The following is a 22,288-nucleotide window of genomic DNA, read 5'->3' as shown; positions in this document are numbered from 1 at the left end:
CCATGACCGAGCCGCTTCTAAAGATCGAGGCGCTGAACGTCTCGTTCACGACCTACGGCCGCACTCGGCAGGTGCTGCGTGATATTTCCCTCACTGTCGCCGCTGGAGAGCGGGTCGCTCTCATCGGCGAGACGGGGTCGGGCAAATCCGTAACCGCAAAGGCGATTATCGGCACTTTGCCGAAAAATGCCTCCATTGCCTCGGGCGTGATTTCGGTGGCAGGGCGTGACGTCCTGAAAATGCAGAGAAGAGAGCGCGAAGCGCTGAAAGGCACGGCCTTTTCCCTGATCATGCAGGACCCACTTTCCTCCTTTAATCCGGTCTTCAAGATCGGCACACATCTCGACGATGTCATGCGGTTCGCAGACAAGCGCGACGGCGTCCGCTCGTCGAAGGCCGAGCGTCGGACGCGGATTGCCGCCGTCTTGCGGCGCGTGCAGCTTGCCGATGCTGAGCGCGTGATGAACGCCTATCCCTCCGAGCTTTCGGGCGGTATGCGCCAGCGTGTGCTGATCGGGCTTGCACTGCTGCACCAGCCGAAGCTGCTGATCGCCGATGAACCCGGCACGGCGCTCGACGTGACGACGCAGGATGAGATTCTCAATTTGATCAACCAACTGGTGATCGAGGAGAACATGGCGCTCCTGATGATCACCCACAATCTCGGCGTCGTGCGCAAGGTCGCAGACCGGGTGGTGGTCATGCATCACGGCGACATCGTCGAGGCCGGCCCGTGCCGTGAGATTCTGACCAAGCCGCGTGAGGCTTATACTAAAGCGCTACTGGAAGCCGTGCCGCCGCTATATGGCGAGCGCGTCACCGATCTGCCGCAGAGCGATAGGGCTCCCATCGTCAAGGTCGAGGGCCTGAATAAGGTCTATGGCAGGAAACCTGGTTTCCACGCCGTCCGTGACGTGAACTTGTCGTTGCGCCAGGGAGAAATCTTCGGGCTGGCCGGCGAGTCCGGTTCCGGCAAAACCTCTGTCGCGCGCATCATCATGGAACTGTCGCGTCCGACGTCAGGCAGCGTCACCATCGACGCGCCGGCCCCCGGGCGCGGCAAGCGGCTGACGCAAATCGTCTATCAAAACCCCGGCACCTCGCTCAATCCCAAGCGCAACGTTCAGCAAACTCTGGCCTTGCCCTTGAAATCCATCGGCATGGATGGGCCGGCCCGTGAGGCGCGGATGAAGCAGCTCATGGATCTCGTGCGCCTGCCGCAATCCTACCTGGCGAAATATCCGCATGAGCTTTCCGGCGGCCAGAAGCAGCGCGTCGCGATTGCCCGCGCGCTTGCCGCCGAGCCGAAGATCCTGATCCTGGACGAGCCGACCGCGGCGCTTGACGTTTCGGTGCAGAAGACCGTGATCGAGTTGCTGTTGCAGTTGCGCGAGGAACTTGGTCTCACCTATCTGATGATCTCGCATGATCTATCGCTGATGCGCAATTTCTGCTCGCGCATCGCCATCATGTTGCGCGGCGAGATCGTCGAGGAAGGACCGACGCCAAAGGTCTTTGCCGAACCCAATCACCCCTACACACGCGCGCTGATAGCCGCGATTCCCGTCGTCACCGACGAGGAGGAGCGTCTGAAACCCGCCGTGAGCGAGGAAGAGCGCACGCGCTTCCTCGTCAAAACCACAGATTGATCGAAGAGGAGCCTGACGTGTATCGCGTTGGAATTGACGTCGGCGGCACCAATACGGATGCTGTCGTCCTGGAGGGAAAGACCGTTCTGGCCGGGGTCAAGGCCTCGACCACCGAGGATGTGACTTCGGGCGTGATCGAAGCACTGGAGAAGGTCATCGAGGCCTCCGGCATCGACCGGACCCGTATTGCGGCCGTCATGATCGGCACCACGCATTTCACCAATGCTGTCATCGAGCGCCGGCATATGGACGAGGTCGCAGCCATCCGCTTGAGCCTGCCGTCGGGCGCCGGCCTGCCGCCGATGGTCGATTGGCCAGATGAGCTGCGCGAGATCGTCGGAAATCACGGTTACCAGGTCAAGGGTGGCTACGAATTTGACGGACGCGAGCTTTCGCCGCTCGATGAGGATGCCATCGTACGCATCGCCGGTGAAATCCGGGCGAAAGGGCTGAAGGCCGCGGCCGTGACCTGCGTTTTCAGCGGCATCAACGATGCCATGGAGCTGCGGGCCAAGGAAATCCTGCAGCAGCATTGCCCCGGCCTGCCTGTCGTCATGTCGAAGGATATCGGCCGTCATGGCCTCTTGGCTCGCGAAAGTGCGGCCATCATGAATGCGAGCCTGCTGTCTCTCGCGGATCGCACCGTCGCTGCCTTCGGCAAGGCGCTTGCGGCAGCCGGTATCCCATGCCCATTCTATATCACGCAGAACGACGGCACGCTCATGGCAGCCGATGTCGTGCGTGCCTTTCCGGTGCTGACCTTTGCCTCCGGCCCGACCAATTCGATGCGCGGCGCGGCATTTCTGACCGGGTTGAAGGACGCGGTCGTCGTCGATGTCGGCGGCACGACCTCGGATGTCGGCTCCCTCTCGCACGGTTTCCCGCGCCAGGCCTCCACGACCGTCGATATCGGCGGGGTTCGCACCAACTTTCGCATGCCCGATGTCTTCTCGATCGGGCTCGGCGGCGGCTCGCTCGTCGTTAAGGGGGAGGCGGGGATCACTGTCGGGCCGAAGTCGGTGGGTTATCGTGTCCGCAAGGAAGCGCTCTGCTTTGGCGGATCGACTTTGACCGCCACCGATATCGCCGTTGCCGCCGGCAAGGCTGATGTCGGCGATGCTGCGTTGGTCGCCAATCTCGACAAGGGTCTGGTCGATGCGGCTGTGGCGAAAATCAACGCCATGCTGGAGGCCTGCGTCGAACGCAGCCGGATTTCTTCGACGCCTGTGCCGGTCATCGCCGTTGGTGGCGGTTCGATCCTGATGCCTGATCGCATCGGCGATCTCGAGGTGATCATGCCTGAGAATTTTGCCGTCGCAAACGCCGTCGGCGCTGCCATTGCCCAGATCAGCGGCGAGACGGATCGCGTCTTCTCGCTCGTCGATGGCCGGACCCGCGAGAGCGCACTTGCCGAGGCCGAAGCGGAAGCCCGCGAAAAGGCGATCGCCGCCGGAGCGCTTGCCGAAACCCTTGAAGTTATCGAGCGTGAGGACACGCCGCTTGCCTATCTGCCAGGCAACGCCACGCGCATTCACGTCAAAGTCGTCGGTGAAATGGGAGGCCATCATGCCTGAGACGCGCAAGCAGAAATACGATGACGCGGCACTGCGCCGGCTGACCCCCGAAGATCTTGACGCCCTTGAAATCGGTGCCGGCATCTTCGGCACCGGCGGCGGCGGCAACCCCTATCAGGGCAAGCTGCTTGCTCTCGAAGCCATGAAGGCGGGCTACGAGATGAAGGTTCTGGCGACCGACGCCATCGAGCCGGATGCCCTGTGCATGTCGATCGGCGGCATCGGCGCACCGGTTGTCGGCGTCGAGCGCATCCGCGAGGGACGTGAAGGCCTGCGCTGCCTGCGCGCCATGGAAGAGCTTATTCGCACGCCGGTCGATGCCATCGTCTGCGAGGAGATCGGCGGCGCGAATGCGATGAACCCGCTTGTAACAGCAGCCCTCGGCGGCCTGCCGATCCTCGATTGCGATGGGATGGGCCGGGCCTTCCCCGAAATGCAGATGACGACTTTCTCGATCTATGGTCACAGCTCGACGCCTTCGGTCATGTGCGACCTGCACGGCAATGCCGTGATCTTCAGCCACGCCGTGTCGGAAGTCTGGCACGAGCGCATGGCACGCGCCTGCGTGGTTGCCCAGGGCGGTGCCGCTATGCTGGCAACGGCGCCGATGCAGGCCCATTATGTTCACCAATACGGCATCCCGAAGAGCTTCACCAAGGCGATTGCGCTCGGCGAAGCGGTGATCCGCGCGCGCAAGGCACAAGAAGATCCGATTGCCGCTGTTTGCGCGCTGGAAGGCGGCCGGCGGGTCTTCAATGGCAAGATCATTGACCTGAAGCGTCATCTGCGCGGCGGTTTCGTCATCGGCGATATGGAGCTTGCCGGCTTCGACGACTGCAACGGCCAGACGGCGAACGTGGCGATCCAGAACGAGTTTCTGGTCTTCCGTCGCGATGGTGTGATCGAGGTCTGCGTGCCGGACCTGATCGTGCTGCTCGATGTCGATACCGGCTACCCGATCACCACGGAAATGCTGCGCTACGGCCAGCGCGTCGCGATCGTCGCCATTCCCTGCCACGAGCTGCTGCGCAGCGCGCGCGCGCTCGAAGTCGTTGGCCCCGCGGCCTTCGGTTATCCGGACATCACCTATTCGCCGCTGCCTGCGCCCGAACGAAAGGCAGCATAACCATAAGCGGGATGGTTCCCGCATATAAGAGGAGAACTTGCATGAAGATGGGTTTTAATGGTCTGCGTCTGACGACGCTTCTGCTCGCCAGCGCCATGGCGTTGCCGCTGACCTCGGCTGCGGCAATGGCGGCTGACAAGGTGTCGATCGCCGTCAACACGATGCAGATCTTCAGTTCGCTCGATCCGGCGAAGGTCACCGACTATACGGGCTATATGGCCATCGTGAACATGTATGACGCGTTGACGACGGTCAGCCCTTCAGGCGAGATCGTGCCCCATCTGGCAAAATCCTGGGACATCTCCGCGGACGGCCTCTCCTATACCTTCCATCTTCGCGATGACGCCAAGTTTCAGGACGGCACGCCGGTCAAGGCATCCGACTTCGTCTGGTCGATCCGCCGCCTGATCGGCATCAACAAGGGTCCCTCGAACCTTGTCGTCGGCCTCGTGCAACCTGACAATGTGACCGCGCCGGATGACAAGACCGTCGTCGTCAAGCTCGATCGCCAGTTCTCGCCGTTCATGGCTGTGACGCCGCTGATGATGGCACTGAACGAAAAGCTAATCGAAGCCAACTCCAAGCCCGACGACAAATGGGGTGAAGCCTATGTCGGCGAGCACTCCGCCGGCTCCGGCCCCTACAAGCTCGTCAGCTATAATCGCTCCGCCGATATGGTGATCGCGCGCAATCCGGATTATTTCCTCGGCTGGACGAAGGGAACGCCGATCGACGAAGTGCGCTTCATCCAGACAAGCGACGACGCGACCGTCAAGGCGCTGGCCGAAAAGGGTGATCTCGGTCTCTCCTCGCACGGCCTCGGCAACGATACCTATGAAACCATCGGCAAGATGCCGGGCTACAAACTGCTTCAGTCGACGACAGCAGGCGGCTTCGTCATCAAGTTGAACAGCAAGGTCTATCCGACCGACGACGTGCATGTTCGGCGCGCGATAGCCTATGCCACTGACTACAAGACCATTCAGGAAGCGATCTATCCCGGTTTCGACATGACCGGCCCGCTTTCGACCGTCTTCAAGGATGCTCACAACGATGACATCCCGCCCGGGGTTTTCGATCTCGAGAAGGCAAAGGAAGAGCTCGCCAAGTCGAAATATGCCGGTCAGAAGATCACACTGGTCAACAGCTATGTCGCCTCGTTAGCCTTCGAGTCGGAAGTGGCGCTGCTGATGCAGGCCAATCTCGAACAGATCGGCATCACGCTCGACATCAAGCCGGAGCCCTGGAACCGTATCGTCGAACTCTCGTCGAAGCCGGAAACCACTCCGGCATCGACACAGGTCAACATCTCGCCCAACTACCCGTCGCCCGATGCGATCTTCTACAATCAGTATCACTCCAAGGCATCAGGCACCTGGATGTCGATGGAATGGCTGCAAAACCCCGAGGTCGATGCCCTGATCGACAAGGCGCGGGCGACCACTGATATCAAGGGTCAGAATGCGACCTACAAGGAGTTGCAGGCAAAGCTTGCTGAGCTGCAGCCCGATGTTTGGGCGGTATCACCGAACCGGCGCTATGCGGCGAACAAGTGCCTGCAAGGCTATGAGTTCATTCCGATGCAGAGCTGGGACCTCAACTTCTCGAACTTCCATTGGGACTGCAAGGCGAACTGATCTTCGCCTGCACAAGAATAGGCCCGGCCCCATTCGGGGTCGGGAAAGCTAGAGCGGTTCAGCTTTTCATGGAATCTCCGAACCGCTCTATCTCCTTATTTTAGGCAATCCCGGACGGAAAACCGCTGCGCACTTTTCCTGGAATTGCTCTACTGCCAAAGGTGAAACATGCTTCAGGAATTTTCCGAAGAAAATATCGAGCCGCTCGCAACGGGAGCCTGGATTCTGGGTACCGGAGGCGGTGGTAACCCCTATATCTCTACGCTCAATCTCCGAAGGCTCTACGCCGAGGGCCGTCGCGTGCAGGTGATGGACCCGATGGCGCTCGATGATGACGACATGGTTGCCGTCGTCTCGAAGATGGGTGCGCCGCTGGTTGGGCAGGAACGCCTCAGCGATCCCGTGCATCTGGCGCGTGCGGTCGAGGTCATGGAGGATTATCTCGGCAAGCCGTTCCGCGCGATCATGAGCGTCGAGATCGGCGGCTCGAATGCACTCTCCTCCTTCCTCGCAGCCGCAATGCTCGGCCGGCCTGTTGTCAACGCCGATGCTATGGGGCGCGCCTATCCCGAGGCGCAGATGACCTCCTTTGCCATCGGCAACCTGCCGATGTACCCGCTTTCCCTCGTCGACGTGCGCGACAACGAGGTCATCGTCACCAGGGCGGCGTCCTGGAAGTGGATGGAGCGGATCTCCCGCAAGGTTTGCACCGAAGTCGGTTCGACCGCCGCCACCTGCAAGGCTCCACGCACGGGTCGTGAGGTGAAGGATTGGGGCATTCACTACACCATCACCAAGGCGACGGAACTCGGACGCACCGTCATCGAGGCGCGCGCCCGTCACGACGATCCGGTGAAGGCGGTTCTCGATCACGAGGGCGGCAAGCAATTGTTCCGCGGCAAGGTGATCGATGTGGCGCGCGAAACGACCGGCGGCTTCCTGCGCGGGCGGACCGTCATCGAAGGCATCGATGCCGACAGGGGTTCGCGCATGGAGCTTGCCTTCCAGAACGAATGGGCTGTTGCCTTCCGCGATGGCGAGCCGGTGGCGATGACGCCGGATCTTCTATGCCTTCTGGACACGATTTCCGGCAGCGCGATCGGCACGGAATCCGTGCGCTATGGCCAGCGCGTAACCGTTGTCGCCCTGCCGGCTCCGGAACTCCTGACGACGCCTGCGGGGATCGCTGCTGTCGGCCCGCGTGCCTTCGGCTATGACATTGATTTCAGATCGGTATTTTCATGAAACGCATCGGTATTGACGTTGGCGGCACCAATACGGATGCCGTTCTGATCGACGGTGAGAAGATCATCGCCTCCATCAAGGTTCCCACGACACAGGACGTGATGTCGGGCGTGAAGGCAGCTTTGAGCCATGTGGCGGGTCACGTCGGCGCGGGACGGCCGATCGATGCGGTGATGATCGGCACTACGCATTTCACCAACGCCGTCGTCGAGCGGGCGCGGCTGGAGCGGGTGGCGGCGATCCGTATTGCGCTGCCGACCGGCGCGTCCCTGCCGCCGATGTGCGATTGGCCTGACGATCTGCGCGCGGCCGTCGATCCGCTGATCTTCATGGTCCACGGCGGCCACGAGTATGACGGCAGCCCACTCGTGCCCATGATCCCGGACGAAATCCGTGAAGCGGCCATGAAGATCCGCGATGCCGGCATCACGTCGATCGCGATATCGGCGACCTTCTCGCCGCTGACGACCGAATGCGAGGTCAAGGCCGCAGAGATCGTTCGCTCGGTGATCCCCGATGCAAGGATTACGCTGTCGCACACGCTCGGGCGGATCGGGCTGCTGGAACGCGAGAATGTCGCGCTTCTCAATGCGGCGCTGCAGGCGCTCGGCAAGACCACAGTTAAGGCATTTTCAGACGCGCTGCGCGAAGCAGGCGTTACAGCACCCTTCTACCTGACGCAGAACGACGGTACGGTGGCGCTGGCGGATGTCGCCGCGGCCAATCCGGTCCACAGCTTTGCCTCCGGCCCGACGAATTCGATGCGCGGTGCGGCCTTCCTTACGGGTTTGAGCGACGCCATGGTCATCGATGTCGGTGGTACGACGTCGGATATCGGTTGCCTCGTCGGTGGCTTCCCGCGCGAGGCCAACAACATCGTCCATATCGGCGGCGTGCGCACGCTGTTCCGTATGCCCGATCTCCTGCCGATCGCGCTTGGGGGTGGGACGATCATCGATCCGGAAACGGGCAAGATCGGGCCGCGCTCGGTCGGCTACCGCATCCTGACGGAGGCGCGCGTCTTTGGCGGCAATACGCTGACGACCTCGGACGTCGCCGTCGCCGCCGGTCTGATCGAGATCGGGGACAGGGATCGTGTTCGCGATCTCGATCCGGCCTTCGTCAAGGCGAGCCTCGAACGTATCCGCGACATGGTGACTGACAGTTTCGACCAGATGAAGACGTCGGCGGAGGATGTGCCGCTGATCGCCGTCGGCGGCGGCGCTTTCCTGATTCCCGACAAGATCGCGGGCGCCTCGGAGGTTCTTCGCGTCGAGAATGCCGGCGTGGCCAATGCGCTCGGTGCTGCGATGGCGCAGGTGTCGGGCGAAGTTGACCAGGTGTTTTCAGGGTTGAGCCGTGACGAGGCTCTCGCCAAGGCGGAGGCGGAGGCTCAGAACGCAGCCGTCGCTTCCGGCGCGAGCCGTGAAAGCCTGAAGACGCTTGAAGTCGAGGACATTCCGATCGCTTATCTTCCTGGCGGTGCGCGCCGTGTAAGGGTAAGGGTCATCGGCGATATCGCCTTCAACTGAATCGCGATGCCCGATCTCCAGGATCGGGCGCAATTCATCGGAGCGGTGATCGGTAAACAGGATATGCCGTCACCTGGTCGGAGTGGAAAATGATGAAAATTGCACTGGCAATTCATGGCGGTTGCGGTGTCATGCCCGAAGACAGCATGACACCGGAAGAGTGGGAGGGCGCGCGCCATGATCTGGCTGCCGCTTTGCGTGCAGGCTATACGCGCTTGAAGGCCGGCCACAGCGCGATCGACGCGGTCGAGGCTGCTGTAATGGTCATGGAAAACAGCCCACATTTCAACGCTGGCCATGGCGCAGCGCTGAACGAGAACGGCATTCATGAGCTGGATGCGTCGATCATGGACGGGGCAACCTTGGAAGCGGGGGCGATCAGCGCCTCTCGCGCGATCCGCAATCCGATCAAGGCCGCGCGTGCATTGATGGAGGATGGCCGCGCCGTCTACATGACCGGTCCTGCAGCCGATCGGTTTGCTGAAGCCAAAGGCCTGCCGGTCGAGCCACAATCCTATTTTACCACACAGAAGCGCGTTGACGCGCTGGAAGCGATGAAGCGTCATGCCGCTGCCGGCACCGAGGGAACAGAGAACGAAAAACACGGTACGGTCGGGGCCGTAGCACTCGATGCCGCCGGTCATCTCGCTGCTGCCACCTCGACGGGGGGCTACACCAACAAGCCTGACGGGCGTGTGGGCGACAGCCCGGTCATTGGTGCGGGCACCTATGCGCGCGATGGCGTCTGCGCGGTTTCGGGAACGGGCAAGGGCGAGTTTTTCATTCGCTATGTCGTCGGGCACGAGATCGCATCTCGCATGGCCTATCTGAGGCAGGATATCGCGACCGCGACCGATGGGCTTATCCACCATGACCTTGCGCCTCACGAGATCGGCGCCGGGCTGGTAGCCATAGATGCCCAGGGTGTCGCCGTGGCGCCCTATAACACGCCGGGAATGTTTCGCGGCTGGGTGACGCCGGAAGGAATGGCTTTCGTCGCGACCCATGAGCAGGTCTACGAAATCGAGCTGTAACGGGAACGAAGTCACGGGACGGCCCGGCCTCGGATTATGCTGCGCATGCGGCTCGCCTAGCGCCGCAGCAAATAGCAGCACTGGACGATGGTTTCGCGGCGCGCTTTCGAGACAAGTTCCCTGTTGCCGATTGGCGTGAATCCCAGTTTCGTCAACACCCGTCCGGAAGCCGGGTTGTCGGAGGCGTGACCGGATTCGAGGCTGGAGAGGCCGATTTCGTGGAAGGCGAAGCTAACCAGTGCTTGTGCCGCCTCGAAGGCGTAGCCCTTGCCCCAAGCCGGTCGCTCCAGCCAATAGCCAAGGCTGCCTGCGCCGCCGGCAATACCGTCGACATCGACGACACCGATCATTCTTTCCCCTTGCTCGATGGCGAAGCGATATGCGGTGCCATCGGCCCATTCGTGCGCGTGATCGGAAAACCAGTCCTCGACATCCTTCTGGTGAGGGGGATAGGCGGCGTTGCTCAGCATTCGCGTCACGGTCCAGTCGTTCTGGATTTCGAATGCGCGTTCCGCGTCGGCCGCCGAAGTCGGGCGCAGGCGGAGGCGCGCTGTTGCGATGGAGGAGCGGGGGATCGGCGTTGCGGTCATCATAGGGCGCCCTGCGGATTGAAAAATGCCGACAGATGTGTCGAGAGAATAAACCTGATACGACTATCTAGGCGCGAGGCGGCAATGAAAGCTAGCATTGCGCGATTTTCTTCGCCGCCTATTTTTTAGCGACAGACAATATATTGCCGCAATGCGCGCGCAAAAGCGCCGCCTCTTGCGGGCCTGGCCCGCAGGAATGTGGGACCGGCCGTGAGAGCGTTCCGTTTACGAGGGGCGAACCCCCTTTCGCGGTCCGGTCCTTTCCCGTCAATCGCTTCGTCGATATTCGCTTTTCCGGCAGGCAGGCCGTGACGGCTATGATGCTGATTGCGTCCGCGCGTGTCCAAGGAAGCCTGCGGTCTGGTCGAGAACGGCCTCCATGGCGAGCCTGGCGGCGATACTGTCACCTGCTGTGATCGCCTTGGCGACCGCGGCATGGTTTTCGAGATTGGCCGCGAATGCCCCGACTGTATGTGGGAAGACAGCATCGAGAATGGATTCGATTGCCTGACGCAGGCTTTGCAGCACGGGATTATGCGTCGCGGCGAGGATCGACATGTGAAAGGCCTTGTCGGCGGCGACGGCCGCCGCCGGGTCGCTCTGATCCTGCTCCATTCGGCGATAGTTGTCGAGGATTGCCTGTCGTTCCGGATCGGTTGCTCGCAACGCCGCCAGCGCGGCAGCCCCCGGCTCGATGATCTGGCGGGCTTCGGCAAAGGCCATTAACTCGCCATGCGAGATCCGCCCGCGCGACAGCCATGCGATCAATTCCCCGTCGAGCCATTGCCATCGCTCGCGCGGTTCGATGCGTGTGCCGGTGCGTTGCCTGACGGTCACGAGACCCTTGGCGGACAATATCTTTGCCGCCTCGCGCACGACCGTGCGGCTGACGCCGAATTCCTGTTCCAGTTCGCCTTCCGAAGGAAGATAGGCTCCGGGCGCGATCTGTCCGGACGCGATGCGGATGCCGAGGGTCTCCACGAGGGCCGTTGTCCTGTTCGGCTTTGTCTTCGTCATGCGTCGGTCCTTCGCCTCCATCGCCAACGAGACCAATCAGAATGCAGCGATAAAAGCAAATAGCTTGTTGCCTTACAAACATCATATGTTAAAGGTATGATGTTTGTAAGGCGCCGATGAGTGCCATGGAGGGGGAAATGAATTTCGACACCAATGGGGAGGCGATCCGGCACATCAATCTGCGCATCTTGCCCTTCCTGATGCTGCTTTATCTGGTCGCCTATATCGACCGGTCCAACATCTCGGTCGCCGCGCTCGGAATGAACGAGGAGCTAGGCCTGACAAGCCGGATGTATGGGCTGGCGGCCGGCATATTCTTCGCGACCTACATCGTCTTTGAAATACCGAGCAACATGCTGCTCGCCCGGTTCGGCGCGCGCCGCTGGATTGCGCGCATCATGATCAGCTGGGGTATCATTGCGGCCGGCATGGCGTTCATTTCCAGCGCCTATCAGCTCTATGGAATGCGCCTGCTTCTCGGCGCGGCCGAAGCCGGCTTCACGCCGGGTATCATCTTCTATCTCGCGAAATGGTATCCGTCACGCGACAGGGCGAACGCCATGTCCTTCTTCTATATCGGCGCGGCGCTCGCCTCAGTGATCGGTTTGCCGCTCTCCGGTCTCCTGCTCAATGCGCACGGTATTCTCGGCCTGTCGGGATGGCGTTGGGTGTTTTTGATCGAGGGCATCCCCGCCATCGTTTTGGGCTTCGTCGTATTGAAGTTTCTGCCCGATCGTCCGCGAGATGCGACCTGGCTCAGTGTCGAGCAGCAGGACGGCCTCGAGCGAACCATCGCGGCCGAAGAGGAGAAAACACCTGTCTCACATCATGCGGGTTGGAGTGCCGCGTTCTCCAACGCTCGCGTCTGGATGCTCGCCTTCTTCTGGTTGCTTCAGGCATTCGGGACGATCGGCATTACGCTTTTCATGCCGCTGATCGTCAAGAACCTGTCCGGCGGTGGAAATCTGGCCGTCAGCCTGCTTTCGGCGGTGCCGTTTCTTGCCGCCTGCATCTTCATGTTCTTCAACGGCAGGCACTCCGATCGAACCGGCGAGCGGGCCTTTCATCTCGGGCTTCCGCTCACCCTTGCCGGCATCTGCCTTCTCGGTGCCACCTATGCTGGTGACCCGCATCTGGCCTATCTGCTGCTCGTCCTTTCAGTCGCGCTCAACTGGGCGGTTATTCCGATCTTCTGGGCCGTGACGACCGAGTTCGTCTCAGGTATCGCCGCTGCCGTGTCGATCGCGCTCATCAATGCGCTGGCAAATGTTGCAGGTCTCGCCCTGCCGCCTGTCATCGGCTGGATCAAGGACTCGACCGGGAGTTATGATATCGCGCTGACGCTGGTGGCGGCGGCGCTCATCGCAGGCGGTCTTCTCGGCATCGCAATCGTCCGCACGGGTGCGCCGGCCCTTCAACTTTCAAAACAGCAAGGCATTCAAGATGACATTCGAACCTGAGAAACTGCACGGCATTCACGCGATCCTCTATGCCCTCTTCGATAGCGATGAGAAGCTCGACAGGGCGGCGATGAAGCGGCAGACGGAAATCTGCGTGGCGGCAGGTGTCCATGGTCTTGCCGCGCTTGGCCTTGCCACCGAGGTTTCCAAATTGACGGCCGCTGAACGGCGCACGGTGATGGACTGGCTTGCCGAGGACAATGCCGGCCGTCTGCCGCTCGCCTTCACGATCTTCGGCACCTCGGTTGCCGAGCAGATCGAGCAGGTCCGGCATGCGGAGAAGGTTGGCGCCGACTGGGTGATACTCCAGCCGCCGCCGGTCGGTTCATTCGGGGCAAAGGAATATATCGACTTTTTCGGCCGCGTCGCGGATGCGACGAGGCTGCCGGTTGCGATCCAGAACGCGCCCGCCTTTCTCGGCCGGGGGCTGACGGGGCCGGATCTCGCGGCACTGCGCGCCGCCCATCCCAATGTGAGGGTGCTCAAGGCGGAAGGGTCGGCTGTCGAGGTCGAGGCGCTGATGCAGGCGATCGGCAAGGGCGTGCCGGTCTTCAACGGCCGAGGCGGTCTGGAACTGCTTGATGGGCTGCGGGCCGGTTGCGTTGGCTATATTCTCGCACCCGATCTCATCGATTACGCGGTCAAGGCATACAGCGCCTTTCGCGATGGAGACGAGGCCCGCGCCGAGGAGATCTATCGAGCCATGCTTCCATCCGCCGTTGCCGTCATGCAGGGGATTGAGCATCTGATGTGCTACGGCAAGCGGCTGTTTGCGGAGCGGGCAGAGCTCTCGGTTCGGGATCGCGCGCCCGCCATGCGTCCGACGCCATTCGGCGAAGCGCTCGTAGCCTCGCATGCGACGAGGCTCGGATCTTTCTGACGCCGATTTGCTTCTAGCCTTCGGATTGCGGCAGTTCGAGCTTCTGGACCTCCAGCGCTTCGCGCAGCAGGTTCCTCATCTGCTCGGCCGCTCCGGGGCCATCGGCGCCGGCGATGGCTTCGTAGACATTCTGGTGACGGCGTATCCAGCGTTCGTCTTCCTTCGCCGTACGCTGCAGCCCTACCTTGAAGACATGTTTCAGACCTGCAGAAATCAACGATCCCAATGCCAGATAGAAGGCGTTGCCGGTTGCTGCCAAAATCGCGGTGTGAAACGCAAGATCGTGTTCGATCTTTTCGTCCGCCGTCGAGGCGAGGGTCATGCCGAGCAGGGCATGTTTCATCTTCTGTAGCGTCTGTGGCGTCGCGCGCGCGGCGGCAAGCTCCGCTGCTGCCGGTTCGAAGGATTGCCTGAGTTCATAGAGGTCGATACGTGCCCGCTCGCTGCCGCTCTCCGCTCCGAGCCGCCATGCGAGAACCTGCGGATCAAGCAGAAGCCATTCGGCGTGATCGGTCACCCTGGTACCGCTTCTCGGGCGGCTTTCGAGAAGGCCCTTGGCCGACAGGATCTTGATAGCCTCCCGGATGACGGTGCGCGACGTCCCGAAATAATCGCAAAGCTCCTGCTCCGTTCCGATGGACGCGCCGGCTGCAAGCGCGCCGCCGACGATTCGTTCGCCTAAAGTCTGCACGATTGCATCGTGGTATCTCTTGTTCGTGCCGACGCTCGCGTCGTCGGCATCCGAAGTCATCCCGGCCATATGCTTTTCCCAAAATCGAGACATTTCTAGCGTCTTCGGCTTGTGGTCACAAGCGCAGTTGCGCTTGACCGCACGCGTCAATTTGTATAACAAAAATATAAATCATAATACAAAATGAGGCAATCATGACGAAGGATGCAAAGCGAAGGTCGCAGGCGTGGTTCGGCGGCGTGGACAAGGATGGTTTCATCCATCGCTCGTGGATGAAGAATGGCGGTCTGCCCGACGACGTATTCGACGGCCGTCCCGTCATCGGTATCTGCAACACGTTTTCGGAATTTACGCCCTGCAATGCTCATTTCCGCGAGCTCGTCACGCATATAAAGGCGGGCGTTCTGGAAGCTGGCGGATTGCCGCTCGAGTTTCCGGTCTTCTCTTGCGGCGAGTCCAATCTGCGCCCGACGGCGATGCTCTTCAGGAACCTCGCGTCCATGGATGTCGAAGAGGCGATCCGCGGCAATCCCATGGACGGCGTCATCTTGATGGCCGGCTGCGACAAGACCACGCCGTCTCTGCTGATGGGTGCGGCAAGCTGCGATCTGCCGACGATCGTCATTTCCGGTGGCCCGATGCTGAACGGCAATTTCCGCGGCAAGCCGATCGGCTCCGGCACGGATGTCTGGAAGTTCTCCGAAGAGGTGAGGGCGGGCACCATGAGCCGACAGGAATTCATGGATGCGGAAAGCGCCATGTCACGCTCGCCCGGCCACTGTATGACCATGGGGACGGCTTCGACCATGGCGTCGATGGTGGAGGCTTTGGGCGTTGCCCTGCCGACCAACGCGGCGTGGCCAGCCGTCGATGCCCGGCGCGCGCGTCTCGCCCGCATGACCGGGCGTCGCGCGGTTGCGATGGTCAAGGAAGACATGCGGCTTTCGAAGATCCTCACGCGGCAGGCCTTCGAAAATGCCATCAAGATCAATGGCGCGGTCGGTGGGTCGACCAATGCTGTCGTTCATCTGCTTGCTATCGCCGGGCGTATCGGGGTCGACCTGTCGCTGGCGGACTGGGACAGGCTTGGCCGCGACGTGCCGACGATCGTCGACCTGATGCCGTCGGGAAAGTATCTCATGGAGGACTTCTGTTATGCCGGCGGCATCCCGGCAGTCATGAAGGAAATCGCAGATCTTCTCCACCTCGATGCGCTGACCGTTTCGGGGGGAAGCGTCGGCGAGAACATTGCCGATGTCGTCAATCACAATCGCGACGTGATCCGCCGCCGCGCAAATCCGCTCGTCGACAGCGGCGGAATTGCCGTCCTCAAGGGCAATCTCGCGCCTGATGGCGCGGTGCTCAAGCCATCGGCGGCATCGCCGCATCTGATGCGCCATCGCGGCCGCGCCGTCGTCTTCGAGAACATCGAGGATTTCCATGCGAGGATCGATGATCCGAACCTCGATGTCGACGAGAATTCCGTTCTCGTCCTGAAGGGCGCCGGTCCGCGCGGTTATCCCGGCATGGCCGAGGTCGGCAATATGGCTTTGCCGAGCAAACTGCTGGAGAAGGGCGTACGCGACATGGTGCGCGTTTCCGATGGCCGTATGAGCGGCACCGCCTACGGAACTGTGGTCCTGCACGTATCGCCGGAAGCTGCAGCCGGCGGCCCGCTGGCGCTTGTCGAGCAAGGGGATTTCATCGCGCTCGATGTCGAAGCCCGCACATTGGTGCTGGACGTGCCGGACGAGGAGCTTGCGAGACGTCGGGCGGCCTGGAAGGAGCCGGTACCGCCAATGACCACCGGATATCAAGGGCTCTATGTACGAACGGTCATGCAGGCCGATACCGGCGCTGATCTCGATTTCCTCGTCGGAGGACGCGGCGCAAAAGTACCGCGCGAGAGCCATTAATCCATAATCATTCAGAACCATAAAAGGAGGAGATCGATGGTTTCCGAAAAAGACCTGGTTGCCAAGATCACTTGGCGACTGATGCCCTGGCTGGGCTTGCTTTACTTGATCGCCTACATCGACCGTCAGAATGTCAGTTTCGCAAAATTGCAAATGGTCGATGCGCTCGGCCTCAGCGAATATGCCTATGGGCTGGGAGCATCGCTGTTCTTCATCGGTTATTTCATTTTCGAGGTGCCGAGCAATCTTTTGCTGACCCGGTTCGGCGCGAGCAAATGGTTTGCGCGCATCCTGGTGTCATGGGGTATCGTAACCATCGCGCTCGCATTCACAGCCAACGCGACGATGTTTTACATTCTGCGCTTTCTGCTCGGTGCGTGCGAGGCAGGTTTCTTCCCCGGTGTGCTCTATCTTCTGACGCTCTGGTATCCGTCCGAACATCGCGGCAAGATGGTCGGATTGTTCATGATCTTCAGCGCAGTTGCAAACGCGGTCGGCGCGCCGCTCGGCGGGACACTCCTCAACCTCGATGGCATACTTGGTTTTGCCGGATGGGAATGGGTCTTCCTTGCAACCGGCGTTCCGGCCGTGCTTGCCGGAATTGCCACGCTTTTCCTGCTTCCGGACAGGCCGGAACAGGCGGCTTTTCTCGACAACACGGAAAAGGCCTGGCTGGCGCAGCGACTGGCATCCGAGGATGTCGGGATCGACAGCCATAGCGGCAATCCGCTGGCGGCGCTACTGGATGCCCGAGTACTGCTGATGTCCGTCTGCTTCATAGGCTTTCCGCTGTCCGCCTATGGATTGAGCTACTGGCTGCCGACGATCGTGAAAAGCTTTGGCTTCGATAACCTGTCGAATGGATTTCTCAACATCATTCCATGGGTTCTGGTTGCGATCGGTCTTTATGTCGTGCCCACTGCGGCTGCCCGATCGAGATCTCAGACGCCGTATATCGTCGGTCCCGCTCTGGTCGGCATCGTCTGCCTCGTCGCATCCGCCATCCTGACCAACCATACGCTGCAATTCGCGTTTCTGTGCGTTGCCGCCGCCGGGATCTTTGCAGGACAGCCGGTCTTCTGGAACCTGCCGTCGAAGTTCCTGAAGGGCGCCGGTGCCGCAGCAGGATTGGCAGCGATCAATTCCGTGGGCAATCTCGGCGGGTTCATCGCCCAGAATGTCGTTCCCTGGATTCGCGATGCCACCGGCAGCGCCACGGCGCCGATGTTCTTCCTGGCATTCTGCCTTGCGATCACGGCGCTGCTGGTGCTGGTCGTGCAATATTCCATCACACGCAAAGGAGCATCGCCTCTTCCCGAAAACCTGATCAGGAGAACATGACGGCGCGAAGCCGATCTCAGCAAATGCGCGCCGTGGCCCGGCAATTCGCGAGGGCCACGGCGAAACAGCCATGGAGATGTCTGCGCGGCTGCCCCGGCCCGATTAGGGAATAAAGCCCCTGATGTCATCCGCTGAGCCGTACTCTTCGGTCTGCCTGTCAACGTGGAGGATGGCGTCGTGGAGGTGATGGAACTCCTGGAAGCTGAAATTGACCGAGCCCTGGCCAAGGTAGGATTGCTCGACTTTGGCGTGGCCAGCCGGTTCGCCCATCCGCCCTACTGCCGAACTGAGGGGGAAGACTAGGATCTTTCCGTTCTTCTTCGAGATGAGAAAGGCATCCAAACCCTCGTCCTTACGCGATACCGCATGGAAAATTGCTATGCGTTTCCGTTGGGATTGCTCCAGCGGAAACAGGCGGCTCTGGCCGCTAACTTGTTGTGTCGGAATGGCGTGCAGCAGGATAAGTCCGCGAAGCTGCCGCTACGTCTTCAGATTTTCCTCAAATGATTTTCTTGAAGCCCGTGTGGCTGGCGACAAATCCGAGCTTTTCGTAGAAATGATGAGCGTCAGAACGTGACTTGTCGCTGGTCAATTGGATCAGAACACAGCCTCTGGAACGGCAATACTCGAATGCCCATTCAAATGCCTGGCCGCCAAGTCCCTTTCCCTGGTGGGAAGCAGCGATCCTGACGCCCTCGATCTGCCCGCGCAGTGCGCCCATTCGCGATATGTTGGGTATGATCGTGATCTGCAGCGTGCCTATGATGGTGCCATTGTCGGTCGCGACCGCCAGAAATTGGTTTGGATCGGCAGCGATGGCGGCGAAGGCCGTTTCATAGGCTTCCTGAATCGGGAGGCTTGGGTCTTCTCTGCCCGCGCCGAGATCGTCCTCGGCAAGCAGCATCACGATTGCAGGGAGGTCGTCGTGCCTCGCTCTTCGGAATTCGACCATGTGCTTCTGGCTCCTTGGATGCCGGTTTGCGCGCGGATTCGCATTGTCGCGATAGTCAATCGACTCATGGATGCTTAAAGACACCAATGAAATCAACAGGGATGACGACTTCGATCACTCCTTATTGTCTGTTCGCATATCCAGCGAATAATCATGTCGTGCGTTGCAGACCCGCGCAAGGCTCCGCGGATTTCAGCCCGATGCGCGCATATTCTCACCATGCGTGACTGCCCGCTCTCGAGGATCGAGCGGGGCGCCGAATGAAAGGAGCAGACCGGTGATTTGGCTTTGCGGGGAGGCTGCAGGACATAAGGGCCAGCTCTTCGCCAATCGTGCAAGTTTGCCGATATAATCTATAATTTTAATAGGTAATTGAATCAGGCAATGATGTTTCAATCATCGACCGCACAATGAAAGATCGTGCCGTGCGAAACGACCCGTCGATCGTGCATGCTCAGCTTACGAAGCGCTCCACGGAGTTTGGAGGGCCGCCGCCGGGTGCGGGGCCCTAACGACCGCCGCCGGCAACCTTCTGAGCATTGTTTGGAGACATAGCATGAGCGATATCATTATCCGGTCGTCCCTGCTGGACCCGGCGGCGGAGCCGTTGATCGACGGCCTCGCTAGCGAGTACAATGCCAGATATGGCGCTGCGAGCCGCCCAGGCGGTGCACGAGCGGAAATCATGCGCTATCCAAGCGCGCTTTTCTCGCCGCCGCTTGGTGATTTTCTTCTGCTGCGGCGCGATGGGCAAACCATTGCCGGCGGCGCTTTCATGAGCCATGACGATGAGACTGCCGAATTCAAGCGGATTTGGACTCATCCGGATCTGCGGCGGCAGGGGCTGGCGCGCCGCATCATGGCCGCGATCGAGGAGAGCGCTGGCCAACTCGGTTACACCCGCGCCTATCTCAGCACCGGCTTCCGCCAGCCGGAAGCCCTCGCATTCTATCTGTCGCTCGGCTATCGCCCGCTTTTCGACCCGACTGTCGACCCAAGCCTCTATCGTTCTCTGCCTTTCGAAAAGCATATCGGCGAGAAGGCTGGAGAGCCCGGGGTAACGCCAATCTACCCACCTGCGGCTTCCTTCGAGGAGGCCACGCAGCGCGTGACTGCATTGAAGGCTGCGCAGGAGCAACTGATCGTCGCCCGCCTTGCCGCTCACGAAACCTCTGCGGCCTGACAATCGTGGCACCGCCAATGACCTCAGTAAATCCCGGAGAATACCGGGATCTGCCCCCCGGCTCACAATCATGACGAAACAGGACTTCACATGACGCATCCATATGGTCTCAGGGTTGGCATCGGCTTCGACGTCGCGGCGCATTCACGTAATCTGCGTGATGCCCAGAAAAACTCCTGGCGGGCACTTATTGCGCGCGTCGACACCGTGGTCGATTTCGTAACGTTGGACGATGGCTTTGCCCGTTCCGATGGCGATGGACTGGATGCGCTGCTGCTTGCAAACTGGATCGCGGCGCGCAGTTCCAGCACAGGAATCATCGCCGGCGCGGCCATCAATTTTCTGGAGCCGTTTCACATTTCGACGGCCGTCGCAACGCTGGATTTCGTAAGCGAGGGCAGGGCAGGTTTGCTGGTCCAACAATATGGTGGGACCAGGGCTTCGCATGCGCGGCAAGCCACCGGTAGACTTAACGGATTTCCTGCGACCGAACCCTCCGCTTTACGGCATGACGCGGTGGATGCGGTCGAAGTCGTTCGACGGCTATGGGACAGCTGGGAGGAAGGTGCAATCATTCGAGACCGGGAAAGCCAGCGCTTTCTGGATGGTTCGAAACTGCACTACATCAATTTCCAGGGCAGTGCATTCCAGGTTCTCGGCCCTTCGATCACCCCGCGTCCGCCGCAGGGGCAGCCGGTGATCGCGACGACCTATCGTCATGGCGAGAACACGTCCTTGGCCTCGGCTGCCGATGTCGTCTTTCTCCATAACGAGGGCAAGGACATCGCGGCGGCCATAGAGACTATCCGTGGCGCGGACGAGAATAGGGCGCGTGCGTTCATTGCGGATATCGTGATCGATGCCGCGTCGAAATCGGTGGACGACTATGCGGCGCAGCTTGGGGAGCTCGGGAGGCTCGGTGTCCGCGCTATTCGCCTGCTTCTCAGCGATCCCGCGACGCAGGCGGCACATGTGGTCGACGAGCTCATTCCGGCGTTGAGGGCTCGGGCCTCTGTTGGTCCGGTCGCGAGCGGTACACTGAGAAGCCGATTTGGTTTGCCGGCGGCCGGTAACCGCTACAGCAATGCAGCCTGAATTTCCAAGGAGCTCTCGCATGACGAAGAAGAAACAGGTCATTCTTGGCGCACAATTTCCAGGGGTCAACAATTTCACCGTCTGGAGCGATCCGGCGGCCGGAAGCCAGATCGAGTTTTCGTCCTTCCGTCACTTTGTCGAGACGGTGGAGCAAGGAAAATTCGATTTCATGTTTCTGGCCGAGGGCTTGCGCATTCGCGAGCAGAAGGGGCGTTTTTACGAACTGGATGTCGCCGGTCGCCCGAACACGCTTGCAATTCTGACGGCGCTTGCCGCGATCACCGAACATGTCGGTTTGATCGGCACGCTGACGACCACATTCAACGAACCCTATGCATTGGCCCGGCAATTGGCGACGCTGGATATACTTTCCGCTGGGCGCGCCGGCTGGAATGTCGTGACGTCGCCTGACGCTTTTACGGGCGCGAATTTTCGCCGTGGAGATCATCTCCCCTACGAAGAGCGCTATGAACGTGCTCGCGGCTTCGTCGACGCGGCACAAAGCATCTGGAGTGGCAGGGAGTTTTCGATCCGGTCCAGATACTTCGATATTGACGGCCGATCCGACCTCGGGCCGTTGCCGCAAGGTGCTCCTGTGATAGCTCAGGCCGGAGATTCCGATCAGGGAAGAGAATTTGCTGCAAGCCATGCGGACTTGATCTATTCCCGTCACGGCTCGCTTGAAGCGGGGCAGGCTTTTTACCAGGACGTGAAGAAGCGTCTGGCAAAATACGGTCGCAGTCCGGATGCCTTGAAAATCCTCCCGGGGGCCAATTTCGTCATCGGAGATACACAGGCAGATGCCGACGAGAAGCTGAAGGCGATACGACGGCAGCAGGTCAGTCCCAAAGGCGCGATCGCGTTTCTCGAGCAGGTCTGGAACAAAGATCTTTCGAGCTACGACCCGGAAGGGCCGCTGCCGGAGGTCGAGCCTGATGTTTCCGCCGAGCGCCTGTCTCACGGACGCACCACCAACAAGGATACCAAGGGGCGATTGGAGACGGCGCGGCAGTGGCGCGAAATTGCCGAGCGGGATCGTCTCAGCATCCGAGAGCTGGCAATCCGCGTCACCGGCAGAAAGCAGTTCGTCGGAACGCCTGAAAGCATTGCTGACGAGATCAATCGTTACGTACAGGCCGACGCGGCGGACGGTTTCGTCTTCGCCCCGCATCTGACGCCGGGCGGATTCGACGAATTCGTCGAGAAGATCGTGCCGCTCCTGCAGGAGCGTGGTGTCTATCGCCGGGAGTATGTCGGCGCGACCCTGCGCGCTAACCTCGGCCTGCCCGAGCCGTTGGAGGATCGCCGAGCGCTGCGGCATCTTTCGCCGACGGCGTGACGCCGATCGACTTGAGGGGTAGGCTAG

The 22,288-nt window shown here is 60.7% G+C and carries 19 protein-coding genes; 14 read left to right on the top strand and 5 right to left on the bottom strand.

The annotated features are described in order from the left end of the window. Positions 1–2 precede the first annotated feature (2 nt). From BJ928_RS14715 to BJ928_RS14685, 7 genes are all read left to right on the top strand, one after another. Entirely contained in the window at positions 3–1,649 is a 1,647-nt protein-coding gene (locus tag BJ928_RS14715) for an ABC transporter ATP-binding protein (protein ID WP_047630143.1), read from the top strand. 17 nt (positions 1,650–1,666) lie between these two features. Then, positions 1,667–3,223, top strand: a complete 1,557-nt coding sequence (locus BJ928_RS14710; RefSeq protein ID WP_047630488.1) for a hydantoinase/oxoprolinase family protein — start codon at positions 1,667–1,669, stop codon at positions 3,221–3,223. Then, positions 3,216–4,349 carry a DUF917 domain-containing protein gene (locus BJ928_RS14705; protein ID WP_047630141.1) on the top strand — a complete coding sequence of 378 codons (1,134 nt, stop codon included), beginning with the start codon at positions 3,216–3,218 and terminating at the stop codon, positions 4,347–4,349. Before BJ928_RS14710 ends, BJ928_RS14705 begins: the two co-directional genes overlap by 8 nt. A gap of 41 nt (positions 4,350–4,390) precedes the next feature. Further along, on the top strand, positions 4,391–5,986 hold the full coding sequence (locus tag BJ928_RS14700) for an ABC transporter substrate-binding protein (RefSeq protein WP_047630138.1): 1,596 nt from the start codon (positions 4,391–4,393) through the stop codon (positions 5,984–5,986). A gap of 168 nt (positions 5,987–6,154) precedes the next feature. Beyond that, complete coding sequence (locus BJ928_RS14695) at positions 6,155–7,231, top strand: DUF917 domain-containing protein (protein WP_047630135.1); 1,077 nt, start codon at positions 6,155–6,157, stop codon at positions 7,229–7,231. Next, complete coding sequence (locus tag BJ928_RS14690) at positions 7,228–8,763, top strand: hydantoinase/oxoprolinase family protein (RefSeq protein ID WP_047630132.1); 1,536 nt, start codon at positions 7,228–7,230, stop codon at positions 8,761–8,763. The genes BJ928_RS14695 and BJ928_RS14690 overlap by 4 nt, the downstream gene beginning before the upstream one ends. 89 nt (positions 8,764–8,852) lie before the next feature. Further along, positions 8,853–9,797, top strand: coding sequence for an isoaspartyl peptidase/L-asparaginase (locus tag BJ928_RS14685; RefSeq protein WP_047630130.1), 945 nt, complete (start codon positions 8,853–8,855; stop codon positions 9,795–9,797). A gap of 56 nt (positions 9,798–9,853) precedes the next feature. Here the strand turns inward: BJ928_RS14685 and BJ928_RS14680 are convergent, their stop codons facing one another. After that, entirely contained in the window at positions 9,854–10,390 is a 537-nt protein-coding gene (locus BJ928_RS14680; RefSeq protein WP_047630127.1) for a GNAT family N-acetyltransferase, read from the bottom strand. Positions 10,391–10,702: 312 nt separating this feature from the next. Continuing rightward, positions 10,703–11,404 (bottom strand): FCD domain-containing protein, encoded by a 702-nt coding sequence (locus BJ928_RS14675; protein ID WP_052227551.1) that lies wholly within the window; start codon positions 11,402–11,404, stop codon positions 10,703–10,705. A 137-nt stretch (positions 11,405–11,541) separates the two neighbouring features. Between BJ928_RS14675 and BJ928_RS14670 the strand changes: the two genes are divergently transcribed. Then, the gene (locus BJ928_RS14670; RefSeq protein WP_197070118.1) at positions 11,542–12,864 is read left to right on the top strand and encodes an MFS transporter; all 1,323 of its coding nucleotides are present in this window, start codon (positions 11,542–11,544) and stop codon (positions 12,862–12,864) included. Continuing rightward, positions 12,848–13,744 (top strand): dihydrodipicolinate synthase family protein, encoded by an 897-nt coding sequence (locus BJ928_RS14665; RefSeq protein WP_052227582.1) that lies wholly within the window; start codon positions 12,848–12,850, stop codon positions 13,742–13,744. The genes BJ928_RS14670 and BJ928_RS14665 overlap by 17 nt, the downstream gene beginning before the upstream one ends. A gap of 13 nt (positions 13,745–13,757) precedes the next feature. Here the strand turns inward: BJ928_RS14665 and BJ928_RS14660 are convergent, their stop codons facing one another. After that, the gene (locus BJ928_RS14660) at positions 13,758–14,504 is read right to left on the bottom strand and encodes a FadR/GntR family transcriptional regulator (RefSeq protein WP_047630125.1); all 747 of its coding nucleotides are present in this window, start codon (positions 14,502–14,504) and stop codon (positions 13,758–13,760) included. Positions 14,505–14,629: 125 nt separating this feature from the next. Here BJ928_RS14660 and BJ928_RS14655 point away from each other — a divergent pair, with 125 nt between their 5' ends. Continuing rightward, positions 14,630–16,351: an IlvD/Edd family dehydratase gene (locus tag BJ928_RS14655; RefSeq protein ID WP_047630123.1), complete on the top strand. Its 1,722-nt coding sequence runs from the start codon at positions 14,630–14,632 to the stop codon at positions 16,349–16,351. A gap of 36 nt (positions 16,352–16,387) precedes the next feature. Further along, positions 16,388–17,692, top strand: coding sequence for an MFS transporter (locus BJ928_RS14650; protein WP_047630122.1), 1,305 nt, complete (start codon positions 16,388–16,390; stop codon positions 17,690–17,692). A gap of 102 nt (positions 17,693–17,794) precedes the next feature. Here BJ928_RS14650 and BJ928_RS14645 read toward each other — a convergent pair whose 3' ends face one another. Both BJ928_RS14645 and BJ928_RS14640 read right to left on the bottom strand, forming a co-directional pair. Then, entirely contained in the window at positions 17,795–18,034 is a 240-nt protein-coding gene (locus BJ928_RS14645; protein ID WP_047630120.1) for a hypothetical protein, read from the bottom strand. A gap of 157 nt (positions 18,035–18,191) precedes the next feature. Beyond that, complete coding sequence (locus BJ928_RS14640) at positions 18,192–18,644, bottom strand: GNAT family N-acetyltransferase (RefSeq protein ID WP_047630118.1); 453 nt, start codon at positions 18,642–18,644, stop codon at positions 18,192–18,194. Positions 18,645–19,200: 556 nt separating this feature from the next. Between BJ928_RS14640 and BJ928_RS14635 the strand changes: the two genes are divergently transcribed. The 3 genes from BJ928_RS14635 (at position 19,201) to BJ928_RS14625 (ending at position 22,261) form a co-directional block, all read left to right on the top strand. Beyond that, positions 19,201–19,827: a GNAT family N-acetyltransferase gene (locus BJ928_RS14635; protein WP_047630117.1), complete on the top strand. Its 627-nt coding sequence runs from the start codon at positions 19,201–19,203 to the stop codon at positions 19,825–19,827. A 90-nt stretch (positions 19,828–19,917) separates the two neighbouring features. Then, a complete protein-coding gene (locus BJ928_RS14630; RefSeq protein ID WP_047630115.1) occupies positions 19,918–20,922 on the top strand; it encodes an LLM class flavin-dependent oxidoreductase in 1,005 nt (334 codons plus the stop codon). 19 nt (positions 20,923–20,941) lie between these two features. Further along, positions 20,942–22,261: an LLM class flavin-dependent oxidoreductase gene (locus BJ928_RS14625; RefSeq protein WP_047630112.1), complete on the top strand. Its 1,320-nt coding sequence runs from the start codon at positions 20,942–20,944 to the stop codon at positions 22,259–22,261. Positions 22,262–22,288 lie beyond the last annotated feature (27 nt).

It is taken from the genome of Rhizobium sp. WW_1 (assembly GCF_003610155.1).
Classification (GTDB): domain Bacteria; phylum Pseudomonadota; class Alphaproteobacteria; order Rhizobiales; family Rhizobiaceae; genus Rhizobium; species Rhizobium tropici_A.
This window is presented reverse-complemented; position numbering and strand designations above follow the sequence as displayed.